Below are 16,164 nucleotides of genomic sequence, written 5' to 3' on the forward strand. Positions count from 1 at the left end.
TCAAATAAATGAGAAAAAAGATTATGTCATTGTTGGCAGTAGTTATTATGATTTTTGTATCAACTGCTAGCTACAGTTCTGCTGAAGAAAAGGGCAAAGTCATATTTATTGATATGAATAGGACCAATCTTGGAAGTATGTTGAAGGTTCCAATCTTAAAGAGTGAGCTAGAAAAGAGAGGTCATATAGCTCTTATGAATATAAGAGGGGATCAAGGTACTGATGATAGAAGGTCTTATGCTAGTATGGGTGCAGGAGTAAGAGCTGATGTAACTACTGAAGACTATATCAATTTTCAAAAAGTAGACCAAGATACTGCTAAAACTTTTGAAGTTGCAACAGGTCAAAAAGCTAAAGAGATAAATAATTTAAGTATTAATAGGTCAATAAATGAAAATCTAGAGTATGGAGAATATGGAGCAACCTTAGGTTCATTGGGAAAAACTTTATCAGAAAATGGACTAAAAACATCCGTAATTGGAAATGCTGATATAATTGAAAATAACCAATTGGTTAAAAATAGAAATTTATGTTTAGTTGCTATGGATCAATATGGAAGAATTGATTCTGGGAATATTGATGATATTAACAAAAAAGATTCTAAGATGCCGTTTGGAATAGTTACAGACTACGATAAGTTATTAGATGAAACTAAAAAGTCTTATAAAAATAGTGATGCTATATTTATAGAACTTGGAGATACATATAGATTAGATATGTATAGATTGAGTTTAAATGATAATACTTATGCTGCAATGAAGAAAAATATTGTAAAAAATATAGATAAATACCTTAAAGAAGTATTTTCTATGGTTGGAGAAAATGATACTGTTTATGTATCAAGTGCTTTTCCAAGTGATTTAGATTATAAAAATAAGAGAAGACTTTCTCCAATAATAAAATTTAGTGGAGAAGGAAAGGGTCTATTGGAATCTGCTACAACAAGAAAAGCTGGTATTGTTGCAAACTTAGATGTTGGAGTGGACATATTAAATGAGTTTGGTCTTAAAAATGATGAAATGGTGGGTAGAAGTTATACTTTGGTTGACAAAGAAGATAATGCTAGTTACCTAAAATCACTTTATAAAAAGATAGTATCTATATCATCTATAAGGTCAAGTATCATAAATGGATTTGTAGGTGTAATATCTGCCTCTTGGGTGATTGCAATGTTTGCAATATTCTTTAGAAATTACATGCCACATAAAGAGCGTGTATTCAAAGTACTTAAGGAGTTTATAAAATTGGGTATAATAATGCCTCTGTCATTTATGTTGGCTCCTTTGATGAATTTTAAGACCCCAATTACAATATCTTTGGGAATATTTGTAACTACACTAGTGTTATACTTATTAGGTCGAAAGTTATTTAAAGACAATGATATAAAACATATGGGATTTTTTGCAACACTGACTATTTTAATAATAGTCATAGATTCTGTATTTGGAACATACTTAATGCAAAATAATATAATGAGTTATGATGCTGTTATTGGTGCCAGATACTATGGTGTAGGAAATGAGTATGAAGGTGTAACCATAGCAAGTGCAGTATTTGGTTTAGCAGTTTTATTACATTACAAGAAGGTTTCTAAGCCACTTGTTGTAATATTTTCATTAATAATACTTATAACTAGCGCATATCCTTCTATGGGGGCAAATGTTGGTGGAGCAATATCAGAATGTGTAGCATATTTGTTGTTTATAATGCTTATATATGATGCTAAACTAGATATTAAAAAAGTTGCACTATTAGCTATTTCAGCTGTGGTTGTTGTTTGTGCATTTGCAGCTCTAGATATAATCTCAGGTAGTGAATCTCACTTAGGAATGTTTGTACAAAGAATTTTCTTAAATGGACCAGGAGAGATATTGCAGACATTTGGAAGAAAAATTCAAATGAATATGCAATTAGCACAGACAAGTGTATGGGTAAATATTTTACTTGTGGGAATTGCTGTGATTGCAGTACTTATATTTAAACCATCTAGACACTTTAGAAAGATAATGAATAATTTTCCAATTTTGTTTAAAGGATTCATTGCATCTATGGTTGGTTGTATAATTACTCTTTTAGTTAATGACTCTGGTATAGTTGCTGCATCTACAGCATCTATATATATACTTATACCACTTATAATAATAAGCATAAACATGATAATATTTGAAAAAAATAACTAAAAATTTTTTAATGTATATATGCTTTGAATAAAAAGTTGCAATATGATTATTAATGTAAACCAAACAGCTTACATCAAAAATTCATATTGCAATTTTTGTAATTAATGAAATGTATATGTTTTATAAAATAAGGTAAATAAAAGGAGAAAATATGTTAGATGGAAGAATAATGGGTCTTGATGTTGGAGATAAAACTATTGGAGTTGCTGTAAGTGATTTAATGGGATTAACTGCACAAGGGATAAAAACGGTAAGAAGAGTTGGCAAGAAGAAGGATATTGAAGAATTAAAAGCTATAATAAAAGAAAAACAAGTAAATAAAATTGTGTCAGGATTACCAAAAAATATGAATGGTACTTTAGGACCACAAGGAGAAAAGGTAATTAAGTTTTGTGAATTATTAAAAGAAGAAACAGGAATTGATGTAGAGTTTTGGGATGAGAGACTTTCTACAGTAGCGGCAGAGAGATCTTTGTTAGAAGCGGATGTTAGTAGACAAAAAAGAAAAAAGGTTATAGATATGTTGGCAGCAGTAATAATTTTACAAGGATATTTAGATTTTAAAATAAATTCATAAAAGAACTATAAAATTGAATACTTATGATATATAATATAAATAATAAAAATAAAAATAAATTTGAGGTGAATGACATTATGGAAGAAAATATAATAAATTTAATTGATGAAAATGGTGTAGAAAGCCAATTTGAAATAATATTAACATTAGAAGCAGAAGGAAAAGAATATGCAATATTAATGCCTTTAGATGATGAAGAGGCTGAAGAAGCTTTAATATTTAGAATTGATGAAGATGAAGAAGGAGAAATACTAATACCTTTAGAAAGTGATGAAGAGTATGAAACTGTTGTAGCTGTATATACTGCTATAATGGAAGAAGAAGGTTTAAATTACGACGAAGATGAATCAAATGGACTTAACTAGGTAAATAATTAAGTTTGTATATAAAAAATCAGGTATTTTACTGTATTTACTTTAATTAAGAATTATTAATTGTAAAAAGTATTTATAGTATATATCTGTTTTTTTGTTTTTTATTAAAAAATTTATAGATTTTGGTGAATAATATATCTTTTATGGGTATATATTTATATTATGAGAAGAAATTAAATTTTTTCAAATGTCTTGACAAAAAAAGAATTATCAATTACAATATTATTTAATAAAGATTATCAATTGAAAATAGTAAGGGTGATGTTATGGCAAACACAATGGATTTATTAAAAGACAAGTTAAAAGAAACTGGTTTTAAGATTACGCCACAAAGAAGAGCAATAGTTGAGATATTGCTTCAACATGACCATTCACATTTAAGTAGTGAAGAAATCTATGATTTAGTTAGGGTTGACTGTCCTGAAATAGGTCTAGCTACTGTATACAGAACAATGCAGTTATTAGACGAAATAGGATTAATATCAAAACTAAACTTAGATGATGGGTGTATAAGATATGAGATTAGTCTACATAAAGAAGACTGTCATAATCATCATCATCTTATTTGTAAAAATTGTGGAAAGATAATGGAAGCTAAAGAAGACCTTTTAGACAATATAGAAAAAGAAATACAATCATTGTACAAATTTAAAATACTTGATCATGATGTTAAATTTTATGGATTATGTGATGAGTGCAATAAAATAAGTGATTCAGAAGAATAATTCTTCTGTAATTTAATGTTGATGGAAGAATAGTATAGAACTTTTATATTCTATGCTATTCTTCCATTTTTTATTATAAATTTAAATATATAGTATAAATATAAATAGCTTTAAAGCTTTTTATAATTTTAATATTGAAAATATAATTAATCCTATAAGTATGAAAATAAATGATTTTTCTATAAAATTACTAAATGGTCCTCCAACTGTTAAAAATCCTAAGGAAATCTTTTTTTCACTTAGTGGATAAAAAAGTGGTATTCCTTGTTTTGTAAATAAATCCCCTAAAAACATATGGCTTGCATAGCCAAGTGTTCCATAAAAAGATAAATTATTAATACTAGTGATTAATTCTATTTGTTTTAGTAAAAAATATATTATGATGGTTGCAAATATACTATGAGAAAAGCTTCTGTGCTTTAGCCAGGGAAAAATTGACAACATTAGACAAAAAATTATAAAATATATTTCAACTTCTACGATGTATAAGCATATAGCTAATAGTATAAATATTAATGATAGAAAGATTTTTCTCAGAAATGTATGGGTTAGTTTTGCCTCAATAATTATAATTGCAACAAATGTAATTATTGCACTTAAATAAAAATTATCATTTATATTTATTGAAATAAAGAAAATAATAATATTAATAGCGTATATAAAAATTCTATATATGTATTTGGATATATTGTTTTTTAGAATGAAATTTGAGACCATAGAATTAGATTTATCCAAATCGGGCAGTACTGCAAAAGTAGCTGAAACTAAAATATCTACTAGAGATATAGGAATTTTAAAAATTAAAGATGTCTGGATAGCTGTTAAAATTCCTATTGCACAATGAGTTTTACCACGCATAAATCCTCCTAAAATATCAGATATTAAATCATATAATATTTAGAGGATATCAAAATAAAATAGGTTTGTCAAAATAATACGTTAAATGTATTTTAAATATAGCTTAAAATATGATACGAATTATGGTACAATAAGAATAACTGGTAGCGAGTGCGTGATTTGATATTATTTAAGATTGTAGAACGTGTTAAAAAATTAAATAGACAGAAGGAGATGATGCAATTGTTCAAAAAGAACACCAACAAGATAAAGGTAATGGCTTTAGGTGGACTTAACGAAGTTGGAAAAAATATGACTGTTGTTGAGTATAAAGATGAAATAATTGTTATAGATGCTGGACTTAGTTTTCCAGAAGATGAAATGTTAGGAGTAGATATAGTTATACCAGACATAACTTATTTAGTCAAAAACAGGGATAAAATAAAGGGTATATTTATTACACATGGACATGAAGACCATATAGGAGCTCTTCCATATATACTAAAAAAGATAAATGTTCCTGTATATGGAGCGAGACTTAGTATAGGTCTTATACAAGTAAAATTGAAAGAACATAAGATGAATAATGTTAAGTTAAATGTCATAACTCCAAGACAAGTTATAAAGCTTGATAATATGGAAGTAGAGTTTTTGAAAAATAACCATAGTATACCAGATGCTTACTCTATTGCAGTACACACAGACCAAGGGATAATATACCATACAGGAGACTTTAAGATTGACTTAACTCCAATTGATGGTGATGTTATGGATATGCATAGAATCTGTGAGTTGAGCAAAAAAGGAGTTCTTTTAATGTTGGCAGATAGTACTAATGCAGAAAAACCAGGATTTACTATGTCTGAAAAAACTGTTGGAGTAGGTCTTGATGAGTTATTTGCAAAGGGAAATGGTAGAAGAATTATAGTTGCTACGTTTGCATCTAACATACACAGATTACAACAAATAATAAATACAGCTGAAAAGTTTAATAGGAAGGTTGCTATATCAGGTCGTTCAATGGTAAATGTAGTTGGAGTTGCCAAGGAATTAGGATATTTAGATATTTCTGACGATATGCTAATAGATTTAAATGATATATACAAGCATGAAGATGGCGAGTTAGTGATAATAACGACTGGTTCACAAGGTGAGCCTATGTCAGCTCTTGCTAGAATGGCTTTTTCAGAACACAAAAAAGTAGAAATAAAGAGTGGCGATTTAGTTATAATATCTGCTCATCCAATACCAGGAAATGAAAAATTAATATCAAGAGTAATAAACTTCTTATTTGAAAAAGGAGCAGAAGTAGTATATAGTGATATAGCGGATATACACGTTTCTGGACATGCCTGTCAAGAAGAATTAAAGCTTATACATGCATTAGTTAGACCAAAGTTTTTTATGCCAGCTCATGGTGAATATAGAATGTTAAAAAGACATGCTGAAATAGCTGAACAACTTGGAATGGACAAGGAAAATATTTTTGTCATGCAAACAGGAGATGTTTTAGAGTTAGATAAAAACTCTGCTAAAGTAGCAAATCGTATACAAACAGGAAATATACTAGTTGATGGATTAGGTGTAGGAGATGTAGGTAATATAGTCTTAAGAGATAGAAAGCATTTATCAGAAGATGGTCTTATGATAGTTGTAGTAACTATTTCTAAAGATGAAGGCAAAGTTTTAGCAGGTCCAGATATAATATCTAGAGGCTTTGTGTATGTAAGAGAGTCTGAAGATTTAATGGATGGAGCAAAGGATATAATTAAAAACGTTCTAAACGAGTGTGAAGAGAAAAATATTAAAGAATGGGCTTATTTAAAGAATAATATTAAAGAAAACCTAAAAGAGTATTTATATCAAAAAACTAAGCGAAATCCAATGATACTTCCTATAATAATGGAAGTATAGGATATAAAGTTTATAAAATTGAAAAGTAGACCTCTTGTAATTTTTAAAATGATATCAAAAGATTAAATTGATATCATTTTAAGAATTACAAGAGGTCTTTTTAATATTGAAAAATTTAGATATTACATAAAATACCAATTATAACAATCTTTTATTAGTAAAAACTACTTATATATAAATTTTATTAATAGGAGGATATTTATGGATAATATTTCAAAACAAAATGCTAGAAAAGCTTTAAAACAAACTAAGATGGAAATAGCAGGAGAATATGGAATGAATTATGAAGATGCCTTTGAAATAATAGAAAATGCATCAAATAAAGGTGTTTTAGAAGGTTATTTTAAAAAGCTTGAAAAGAAAAAAAATTTAGGTCAAGGTATATCTAGGCATTTAGAATAAAAAAAGTTAATTGTGAGAAAATAAGTTTAAATAAACTTTAAGAGGTGACATCTATGAAAAAATTAGCTAGTACTGCTTTGGCTATATTACTTGCATTTACTCCTTTGAGTTTTTCTTTTGCAAATAGTAAGGACAATGCTGATGCCAACCAACTAAATATATCTTCAAAATCGGCAATTTTGATGGATGTTGGTAGTGGACAAATTTTATATGAAAAGGATGCTCATAAGAAGCTTCCTCCTGCCAGTGTAACAAAGGTAATGACAATGTTACTTATTGTAGAAGCTTTGGATTCAGGTGATATTAAACTTGATGATGAAGTACAAGTGAGTGAAACTGCATCTAGTATGGGTGGTAGTCAAATATTTTTAGAACCAGGAGAAACTCAAAAGGTTGATACTTTATTAAAAGGTATAGCTGTTGCGTCTGCAAATGATGCTTGTGTAGCTATGGCTGAACACTTGGCTGGAAGTGTTGAAGGGTTTGTTGATAGGATGAATTCTAAAGCAAAGGAGCTAAATATGAATGATACTCATTTTGCAAATACAAATGGACTTCCAGTAGCAAATCACTATACATCTGCTCATGATATAGCTTTAATGTCTAGAGAATTATTAAAACATGAAATGATAAGTAAATACTTAACTACATGGATGGATAAGGTTGTAGTAGGTAAAAAACAAGTTACAGTAGGTCTTGCAAATACTAATAAGCTTATAAAGCATTATCAAGGAGCTACTGGTGTTAAAACTGGATTTACTCAAGAAGCTAAATATTGTCTATCAGCATCAGCAAAAAGAGGTAATACTCATTTAGTTGCGGCGACTTTGGGTGCAGAAACTTCTCCTGAAAGATTTAATGATGCATCTAGTCTTTTAAATTATGGATTTGCAAATTATGAAAGCGTTAAGCTGTGTAGTAAGGGAGATAATATCGCTACACTTACATTAGATAAAGCTGATGAAAATAAAGTCAAATTAGTTGCTAAAGAAGACTTAAATGCTCTTATTAAAAAAGGAAGTTCTAAAAAGTTTGAAAAGAAAATAGAAATAGTAAAAAATCCTAAAATGCCAATTAAAAAAGGTACTGTTTTAGGAAAGATAAAGATATGTAAAGATAAAAAAGTAATAGGTGAAGTAGAATTAATAAATAATAAAGATATAAATAAGGCAAGTTACCTACAAATGCTTCAAAGAATAATTGATAATATGATATAATAACTTGCGATAAGATACAGCTATAATTCACATAAAAAATGCCCGTATAGAAGTACTATATGGGTATTTTTATTTAATATATTAAAGATTGTTATAAGCATATGCTTACAATGATTATCTAAGTAAAGGCATACTGCCTGTAAGTTTATTTACTTGCTTTTTATTTCCATATATTCCTATACCAAAATACTGTAGTTCATCTTCTTGGACAGTGGCAATTTTTTGTGTGAATTCCTCATAAATATTACAACCTTGTGCAACATCTGAAAAATCTACAACAGTTAATCCTTCAAATTCAGGAGTGTATAATTTTTTACGTAAATTCTTTATAATTTCTTTGTTTCCTTTTAAGATAGGAACAGGTATAGCAACAATTCCTAAATGATTATTACCTGTTTTGTCAACTACATCTGGACCTACTATTTCTGGAGTATATTTACCTAGTGTAACTCCCATTACTGCTGCTGTATTTGATATAATTCCCATTGGTAAATTTTCATCTATTACCATAACACATTTTACATTTTTATTTTCCATTTTTCAATTCTCCTTTTTATCCTCTTTAAAATTATTTTTATCATTGTTTATAAATATATTTTGATATTGTTTAGGTGTAAGACCAATAAAGTTTTTAAAGAAATTTGTAAAGTGACTTTGGTCCACAAAGCCTGTTTGTATAGCAGCATCTATAGGTTCTATTCCATTTTCTAAAAGTTTCTTAGCTTTATTTACTCTTATATTTTCAAGGTATCTATAGGGTGTAATACCTTTTAATTTTGTAAAATTACGAAGTAATGAGTACTTATTCATTTTTGCTAGATAACTTAATTCATCAAGTGCTATGCGTTCAGCATAATTATTTTCTAAATAATCACAGACTATTTGAATTTCTGTATTTATTTTTTCTGAGTTAGATTGTAAAACTGGCTCTGTATATTCATTGATTATTTGTTCAATTAGGAAAAAGAATATTTCTTCTTTTTTAAAATCTAATTGTTCTTCCATAATTATATGATGTAGTTCTTGTAGTAAAGGTACTAATTCACTACGAAATATTACCTGCTGATTGAATTGAGGTAAATAATTTTTCCCTGTAATTTCTAATATAGCTTTTTGCATTATTTCTGGTTTAATATTAATACATCTATAATCAAGAACTTCATTATCTATTTGTTCACAAGTATGACTATCAAAAGGATTAAAAAGTAATAAATCTCCTGTGCTTGTGGTATACTTTTTGTTTTTGCATGATAAATATCTTTGACCTTTTTCTATAAAACCAATCACATAGTGTTCATGAAAATGGTTTGGAAAATTTTGCATAATACCTTTGAATCTATATGCTTCAATTTCTAATTCACTATCAAAACATACTGTGCGTTCTTCTTGTTTCAACTGGACAACCTCCTTTCATAATGTATAAAGTGTAACATATATTTTTTTGTAGTTCTTGTATGATATTGACTAAAAATTAAGAACAACTAAAAAAATGACAACTTAATTTTTTTAGTTGTCAAATTAAATAATATTTATATGTAATTTATTTTGCTAACCAATTAAAACTTCTGCCTTTTTCTTTACAAATAGTTAATGATTAAGTATTTTTTCAGTTACAATAACTTCGTCTAACATGTTTTCATAAGAAGCAAGTTCTTTTATAAATTTTAATAAAAGGTTTGTATCTGATTCAACTGTGTATCTAAATTTTAGTTCATTATTTTCTACAGTACTATTCATTTTGTTGTTACCTTCATTTGTAATACACCAATAAGATAACAACAATGTCAGTTTATGTCAATATAATATTATACTACCAATAAGTGTAATTATTATATTTTTACAGCTAATATGATATAATAATAAAAGTTATAAAGTAAAAAATGAATTTTAATTTTATGCTTATACACACAATTATTATAATATAAAATAATTTTGATTATAAGTTATTTAATTGTTATAATAGTATTAAAAATTTAATTTAGGAGATGTACATTAATGTTAAGTATGAATATAGGAGAAATCGTAGCAAGTTTGGTTGGTATAGCCATGGCAATATCAATACATGAGTTTGGTCATGCATACTCGGCACATTTATTAGGTGATGATACAGCTAAGGCTTATGGAAGAATGACATTAAATCCTGTAAGACATGTCGACCCAATTGGTCTTTTGGCTATGTTTATTCTTAGAATAGGATGGGCAAAGCCAGTCCCAGTAAATCCTAATAATTTTAAAAATTACAAGATAGGCAATTTGATAGTTTCACTTGCAGGTGTTTTCTGTAATGTTCTGACCGCTATAGTCTGTGTCATTATAAATAAATATGTGCACATGTATGCGATAAATACAATAGCTGAATATGTATTCTTATATAGTATGGGATTTGCAGCTTTTAATTTACTGCCTATACCTCCACTTGATGGATGGGGAGTTATATCTACACTTGTTCCATATAAATGGAATGAATATGTATATAAATTTGAAAATATGAGTTATATAATTTTGTTGATTGCTTTATTTACAGGGATATATCAAATAATATTAACACCAATATATACAGTATTACTAAGAATAGTATATTTATTTGTTTAATAAAATAAATAACTTAAAGAGGGATTAATATGAAGTATAATATACAATTACAAGTTTATGAGGGACCATTAGATTTGCTGTATGACTTGATAACTAAACATAAGATAGATATAAAAGATATATCAATTATAGATATAACTAAGCAATATCTTAATTATCTAAAAATGTTAGACAAAATGGATTTAGAGATAACTAGCGAATTTATAACTATGGCATCTAAGCTTTTAGAGATAAAATCTAAATACTTACTTTACAAACAAAAGGATGAAGAAGAAGACCCAAGAATAGAACTTATGGAGAAATTAGAAGAATACAGAAAATTTAAAATAGCATCACAAGATATAAAGGAAAATATAACTTATATTAATGAAAGATTTTATAGAACTAAAGAAGAAATAGTTATTGATGATAATGTAGATTTAGAAGATATATCAATAGAGGCAATAAAAAATATACTTCCATATATATTTAAGGTTAAAACATCACAAATTGAAAATACTAATGATGAAAAATTGGATAAAATAGTGAGAAAAAAGATAATATCTGTGGAAGAAAAAATAGTGTATATAAGAAATGTCATAAAAGAGAAAATAGAAGTTACTTTTACAAATATCATAAAATCATATGAAAATGATGAAATAATTGCTACTTTTTTATCTATATTGGAGCTTATAAAAGAAAAAGAGATAGTAGTGGTACAAGATATATTTTTTGATGATATTTTAATTAGAAAAAGTTCGGAGTGTTAAAATGAAAAGAGAAGATATAAAGTGTATTATAGAATCTATTATGTTTGCATATGGTGACCCAATAAGTATAAAAGAATTAAATTATATAATAAATAAAGAACTTTCATCAAAAGAGATAGAGATTATGTTAAATTTACTTATTGATGAATATAGAGAAAAAAATAGAGGTATTCAAATAATCAAATTGGAAAACAAATATCAAATGTGTACAAATGAAGATTATGCAGAATATATAAAAAAAATTATTGAACCAAAGAAAAAGAAAAGTTTGAGTCAAGCTACACTAGAGACTCTTACTATAATTGCATATAAACAACCAATAACGAAGGTAGAGATAGAAGATATAAGGGGAGTAAAATGTGATAAGGTGCTACAAACTCTATTTGAAAATCAACTTATAAGAGAGGCTGGTAGACTTAATAAAATAGGAAAACCTATAATTTATAAGACAACAGATGAATTTTTAAAGTTGCTAAATATAGAAAGTCTTGAAGAGTTGCCTGCTATAGAAACTTATCAAGAAGCATTAACAAATGAATAAAATGTTATACAAAGAGAATATTAATTTTACAATAGAAATGTTAATTTTAAAATAAAAATATGGAGAACACAGTAATTTAGTTTATATTTTTAAATTTTTTAGAAGGTTTAAAATACTCTAAGTTATTGTGTTTTTTTGTTTGAATATAAAAAAGTGCTTTTGGTAAAATAAATATGGTTAATTAAGTATAAATAGTAATTTTTTGATGATAATATAGACATGGAGATTAATGAATTACTTAATTTTAAATACTTAATAATAGCAATAATTTTTATAATAAGTATAATTGTATTGTTTTTAATGTCTCATATAAATATCTTATTAATAGCAGATATAAACAATAAAGATGTTTGCTTAAAACTTAATATAAAATACATGTTTGATTTAATAAATATAAATAGACAACTATATCCAGCTGAAAATAGTAACAATAATGATAAAAAAGAGGGGATGAAGAATAATATAGACTCTAGTATATTATTAGCTGATGACCTTTTAAGTATTTATAGACTATTAAAAAAGATAAAAATACATGAATTTTATTCAAACATTGATTTTGGAACTAAAAATGTAAGTTTGACATCTTCTGTGTATGTATTAATAAATACTCTATATGGAAATTTATTTAATATAATTGATGCAGAAAAAATATATCTAAATGTAAATCCAAATTTTACAAAAGATTACTTTTTGGGAAATGTAAGGATACATATAAGGTCAAGAATAAAAGATTTATTTCATTTTATAATAATGGTTAATAAGGTTATGAATAAAAATAAAGGAAATTATAAGGGAGGTGATAGTAATGAGAGCAACAGGTTCGATACAAAGTCTTATGGAAACAACTCTTGAAACTATTAAAGGTTCTATAGATGCAAATACTATTATAGGAGACCCTATAAAAACAGATACTACAGTAGTTGTTCCTATATCAAAAGTAACAATTGGATTTGGTATAGGTGGAGGAGAATATTCAAAAGGATATGATGAGAAAGATAAAAATATTGAAATAAAAAGTGAAAAAGCAGATACAAATTTTGCAGGAGGTAGTGCAGGAGCTATATCTGTACAACCAGTAGCATTTGTAGTAGTTGAAAGTGGAGAAACTAGAATAATGAGTTTAGATAGTAATATTAATCTAGTAGATAATATCTTGTCTATAACTCCTAGAGTATTAGAAAAAATTCAGAATATATCTCAAAATAATAAAAATACAGACAAGAATAATATGTAGTATAAGATTAGAATACTTTTGAAAATAAAATATATCCTTAAGTAAAATAGTGAGATTGATATAAGTCTCACTATTTTATAATGTAATTTAAATGTTTTTTACTTTATACCTAATAATATTTTAGTTTAAAACAATTTAAATGGATAATAAAGTTTATCTATAGTATAATTATAAAAAGAAAAGAAGTATTATATTAGAGATATATAAACATATTGGGGGGATAAGAGGGAGTCCCAATTATTAATTTTGAGGTGAATTTTATGAGTGATAAAGAGTTATCTATTTTGTTGTTGGAAAGTATGAATAACTTTCATAATTTAATAAAGATTATTAATAATGAAAGATATAAAAAAGGTAAAGTACTTACAGAAAGGCAATTTTTTGCTTTAGTAAGTATAAGAAAGCATAATAAAATGGAACTTAAAAATTTAAGTAGAGACTTACATGTATCTACTTCTAGTTTGTGTATATTGCTTAATAAGCTAGTTGAGCAAGACTATGTATATAGAGAAGAAGATAGTAGAGATAGACGAAATACTTTTTATGGAATAACTGAAAGTGGAGAAAAAATATTAGATGATGAAATATTAAAATTTATATCTATAATAAGTGATAAAATGAACTGTTTAGATGTAAAAAACAAAGATAAATTATTTGATTCTTTGGAAGACTCTAGAAATATAATTGAGCAATTATTTTAAAAAGGAGAATTTGATATGCAGATAAAATGTTCTAAAGAAATATTAAAAAGCTTGGATGATGCTATAACTGTAGTTACTGTGTTTGAAGATGAGAATGTTTCTACAATGTTTGATAAATTAAATATTGTAAGTAAAAACTTCAGTGCTAAAGAAAATAACATAGAGATTGTGACATTGCTCGAAAATGAAAATCTAATAGACATTTGTCTAGTTGGTCTTGGTAAGAAAGAATCTTTAGATAAGGAAAAACTTAGAATCATAGGGGGCAATTTATGTAAAAAAATAAAAAGTATATTGAGAAATAAAGTATGTAAAAATAATGATATTAACATAATAAATATTAATTTAGATATAGAAGAGATAGGTGCTTTTTCAGAAGGAATATTGCTTGGAAACTATAAATTTGATAAATATAAGACAAAAAGTAAAGAATTTGAAGAAAGAGAAATAGAGAATATAATTATATTCACTGAAAAAGAAGCAGATTGTCAAATAGAAAAAGCTAGAATACTATCTAATTCAACTATAATAGCTAGAAATCTAGTTAACGAACCATCAAATATAATATACCCAAAGACATTGGCAATAGAGGCAGTTAGACTTGGGGCAGAGTATGGATTTAATGTTGAGATTTATGAAGAAGAAAAAATAAAAGCATTGGGTATGGAAGCTTTTTTTGCTGTATCAAGAGGTTCAGTTAATAAACCAAGATTTATAGTAATGAGATATTTTGGAGATGAAGAGAATTCAGATATACTAGGTCTAGTGGGCAAAGGATTGACTTATGATACTGGTGGATATTCTTTAAAATCAAATGCATCTATGCTAGATATGAAAACAGACATGGCTGGAGCTGCAAGTGTAATAGGAGCTATGTGTGCCATATCTCAGAGTAAATTAAAGAAAAATGTTATAGCAGTAGTAGCTGCATGTGAAAATGCTTTATCGGGAGGTTCATATAAGCCAGGAGATATAATTAACTCTATGGCAAGAAAAACTATCGAAGTTTTAAATACAGATGCAGAAGGTAGACTTACATTAGCCGATGCAATATATTACATTATTAATAATGAAAAAGTAACAAAAGTTGTTGATGTAGCAACATTGACTGGTGCAGCTTTAACATTATTAGGTAATGTTGCAACTCCTGTAGTAACAAATAATGATGATTTTTATTGTGAATTGGAAAAAGCATCTACTTTATCTGGAGAAAGAGTTTGGAAGATGCCTCTTTATGATGAGTTTAAAAATATGGTAAAGGGAGAAGAAGCAGACCTTAAAAATACTGGAGGTAAAAATGCTGGATGCATAACAGCAGGAGCCTTTATTGGAGAATTTGTTGGCAGTACTCCATGGATACATATGGATATAGCAGGTACAAGTACATCATCAAAATCAAAGGGATATAAATCAAAAGGAGCGACAGGAGAGCCTGTTAGGACATTGTATTATTTAGCAGAGGTATAAAATTATATATTACAAAAACTATAGTTTAATGTGTAAAGCCACTTGGATATTTTTAAAACTTAAAAAATATCTAAGTGGCTTTATTTATAAATTTAAACAAATTATTTACTCTTTTTCTTTTTTTCAAGGATAAAGGTATCTATATTGGATAAAAGAGGAAGTATGTACACAATGCTAGTAGCAAAAATAAATATGAAAATGGTAGTTGTATTGTAACTTAAAAAGCTATAGTAATATTGTGAATCAGTAAATGTATTTAGTAAAAATATAAATGAAAAATAAATAAGACAAATTCCAAAATTATCTCTAAATGCATGTCTGTTAACTTTAAATTTTCTTACATCAACCATATAAATATTTGCATATATTATCAAACATTTAGAGAAGATAAATAGAAAATATATGAAGCTAGGAAATTCGTATCCTAAGTTTTTAGAAAAAATAAGTTCTCCAACAGAACAAACTAAACTCCAAGAAAAAAATATGTTAAAAAAATGATACTGTTTAAAAACTAATATAGCTATACATATGTAGATACAAATATGGCTAATTCCAATTGGTAAGGAATTCAAGGTGCTATAATTCCCTGAAGAAATAATTAAAATTTGTTCTAAAGCAACGACTATTACCATTAAGGTACAAAGTATTTTTTCA

General features: G+C 26.9%; 18 protein-coding genes. 14 read left to right on the forward strand and 4 right to left on the reverse strand.

The features are described from left to right. Nucleotides 1–8 precede the first annotated feature (8 nt). The 4 genes from IC758_RS06325 to IC758_RS06340 all read left to right on the forward strand — a co-directional run bounded on the left by IC758_RS06325 (nucleotide 9) and on the right by IC758_RS06340 (nucleotide 3,856). Entirely contained in the window at nucleotides 9–2,180 is a 2,172-nt protein-coding gene (locus IC758_RS06325) for a hypothetical protein (RefSeq protein WP_227834642.1), read from the forward strand. A gap of 151 nt (nucleotides 2,181–2,331) precedes the next feature. Continuing rightward, nucleotides 2,332–2,757: a Holliday junction resolvase RuvX gene (gene ruvX / locus IC758_RS06330; RefSeq protein WP_227434195.1), complete on the forward strand. Its 426-nt coding sequence runs from the start codon at nucleotides 2,332–2,334 to the stop codon at nucleotides 2,755–2,757. 77 nt (nucleotides 2,758–2,834) lie between these two features. Beyond that, entirely contained in the window at nucleotides 2,835–3,122 is a 288-nt protein-coding gene (locus tag IC758_RS06335; RefSeq protein WP_009889069.1) for a DUF1292 domain-containing protein, read from the forward strand. 275 nt (nucleotides 3,123–3,397) lie between these two features. Then, entirely contained in the window at nucleotides 3,398–3,856 is a 459-nt protein-coding gene (locus IC758_RS06340; RefSeq protein ID WP_227434196.1) for a Fur family transcriptional regulator, read from the forward strand. A gap of 120 nt (nucleotides 3,857–3,976) precedes the next feature. On the opposite strand, the gene IC758_RS06345 is transcribed toward IC758_RS06340, so the two are convergent. Next, nucleotides 3,977–4,714 (reverse strand): metal-dependent hydrolase, encoded by a 738-nt coding sequence (locus tag IC758_RS06345; protein WP_227827181.1) that lies wholly within the window; start codon nucleotides 4,712–4,714, stop codon nucleotides 3,977–3,979. A gap of 216 nt (nucleotides 4,715–4,930) precedes the next feature. Between IC758_RS06345 and IC758_RS06350 the strand changes: the two genes are divergently transcribed. The 3 genes from IC758_RS06350 to IC758_RS06360 all read left to right on the forward strand — a co-directional run bounded on the left by IC758_RS06350 (nucleotide 4,931) and on the right by IC758_RS06360 (nucleotide 8,226). Continuing rightward, the gene (locus IC758_RS06350; protein ID WP_227434198.1) at nucleotides 4,931–6,607 is read left to right on the forward strand and encodes a ribonuclease J; all 1,677 of its coding nucleotides are present in this window, start codon (nucleotides 4,931–4,933) and stop codon (nucleotides 6,605–6,607) included. A 201-nt stretch (nucleotides 6,608–6,808) separates the two neighbouring features. Next, nucleotides 6,809–7,009: a CD1290 family small acid-soluble spore protein gene (locus IC758_RS06355; RefSeq protein ID WP_227434199.1), complete on the forward strand. Its 201-nt coding sequence runs from the start codon at nucleotides 6,809–6,811 to the stop codon at nucleotides 7,007–7,009. 53 nt (nucleotides 7,010–7,062) lie between these two features. After that, nucleotides 7,063–8,226: a D-alanyl-D-alanine carboxypeptidase family protein gene (locus tag IC758_RS06360; RefSeq protein ID WP_227434200.1), complete on the forward strand. Its 1,164-nt coding sequence runs from the start codon at nucleotides 7,063–7,065 to the stop codon at nucleotides 8,224–8,226. A gap of 114 nt (nucleotides 8,227–8,340) precedes the next feature. On the opposite strand, the gene IC758_RS06365 is transcribed toward IC758_RS06360, so the two are convergent. The 3 genes from IC758_RS06365 to IC758_RS06375 form a co-directional block, all read right to left on the reverse strand. Beyond that, nucleotides 8,341–8,763 carry a DUF2000 domain-containing protein gene (locus IC758_RS06365; protein WP_227434201.1) on the reverse strand — a complete coding sequence of 141 codons (423 nt, stop codon included), beginning with the start codon at nucleotides 8,761–8,763 and terminating at the stop codon, nucleotides 8,341–8,343. 3 nt (nucleotides 8,764–8,766) lie between these two features. Further along, the gene (locus tag IC758_RS06370; protein ID WP_227482244.1) at nucleotides 8,767–9,621 is read right to left on the reverse strand and encodes an AraC family ligand binding domain-containing protein; all 855 of its coding nucleotides are present in this window, start codon (nucleotides 9,619–9,621) and stop codon (nucleotides 8,767–8,769) included. Between the two features lie 192 nt (nucleotides 9,622–9,813). Beyond that, nucleotides 9,814–9,963, reverse strand: coding sequence for a hypothetical protein (locus IC758_RS06375; RefSeq protein ID WP_227831213.1), 150 nt, complete (start codon nucleotides 9,961–9,963; stop codon nucleotides 9,814–9,816). Nucleotides 9,964–10,221: 258 nt separating this feature from the next. Here IC758_RS06375 and IC758_RS06380 point away from each other — a divergent pair, with 258 nt between their 5' ends. The 7 genes from IC758_RS06380 to IC758_RS06410 all read left to right on the forward strand — a co-directional run bounded on the left by IC758_RS06380 (nucleotide 10,222) and on the right by IC758_RS06410 (nucleotide 15,510). Then, nucleotides 10,222–10,818, forward strand: a complete 597-nt coding sequence (locus IC758_RS06380) for a site-2 protease family protein (protein WP_227434204.1) — start codon at nucleotides 10,222–10,224, stop codon at nucleotides 10,816–10,818. Nucleotides 10,819–10,847: 29 nt separating this feature from the next. Continuing rightward, entirely contained in the window at nucleotides 10,848–11,567 is a 720-nt protein-coding gene (locus IC758_RS06385) for a segregation and condensation protein A (protein ID WP_227434205.1), read from the forward strand. Between the two features lies 1 nt (nucleotide 11,568). After that, on the forward strand, nucleotides 11,569–12,108 hold the full coding sequence (gene scpB / locus IC758_RS06390; protein ID WP_227434206.1) for an SMC-Scp complex subunit ScpB: 540 nt from the start codon (nucleotides 11,569–11,571) through the stop codon (nucleotides 12,106–12,108). 219 nt (nucleotides 12,109–12,327) lie between these two features. Then, nucleotides 12,328–12,960 (forward strand): DUF2953 domain-containing protein, encoded by a 633-nt coding sequence (locus IC758_RS06395; protein ID WP_227434207.1) that lies wholly within the window; start codon nucleotides 12,328–12,330, stop codon nucleotides 12,958–12,960. Then, nucleotides 12,914–13,342, forward strand: coding sequence for a GerW family sporulation protein (ytfJ, locus tag IC758_RS06400; RefSeq protein WP_227434208.1), 429 nt, complete (start codon nucleotides 12,914–12,916; stop codon nucleotides 13,340–13,342). The genes IC758_RS06395 and ytfJ overlap by 47 nt, the downstream gene beginning before the upstream one ends. Before the next feature lie 260 nt (nucleotides 13,343–13,602). Further along, nucleotides 13,603–14,043: a MarR family winged helix-turn-helix transcriptional regulator gene (locus IC758_RS06405; protein WP_227434209.1), complete on the forward strand. Its 441-nt coding sequence runs from the start codon at nucleotides 13,603–13,605 to the stop codon at nucleotides 14,041–14,043. 15 nt (nucleotides 14,044–14,058) lie between these two features. Further along, nucleotides 14,059–15,510: a leucyl aminopeptidase gene (locus IC758_RS06410; RefSeq protein WP_227434210.1), complete on the forward strand. Its 1,452-nt coding sequence runs from the start codon at nucleotides 14,059–14,061 to the stop codon at nucleotides 15,508–15,510. Nucleotides 15,511–16,164: the final 654 nt, after the last annotated feature.

This window comes from Clostridioides sp. ES-W-0016-02 (genome assembly GCF_020641035.1).
GTDB lineage: Bacteria > Bacillota > Clostridia > Peptostreptococcales > Peptostreptococcaceae > Clostridioides.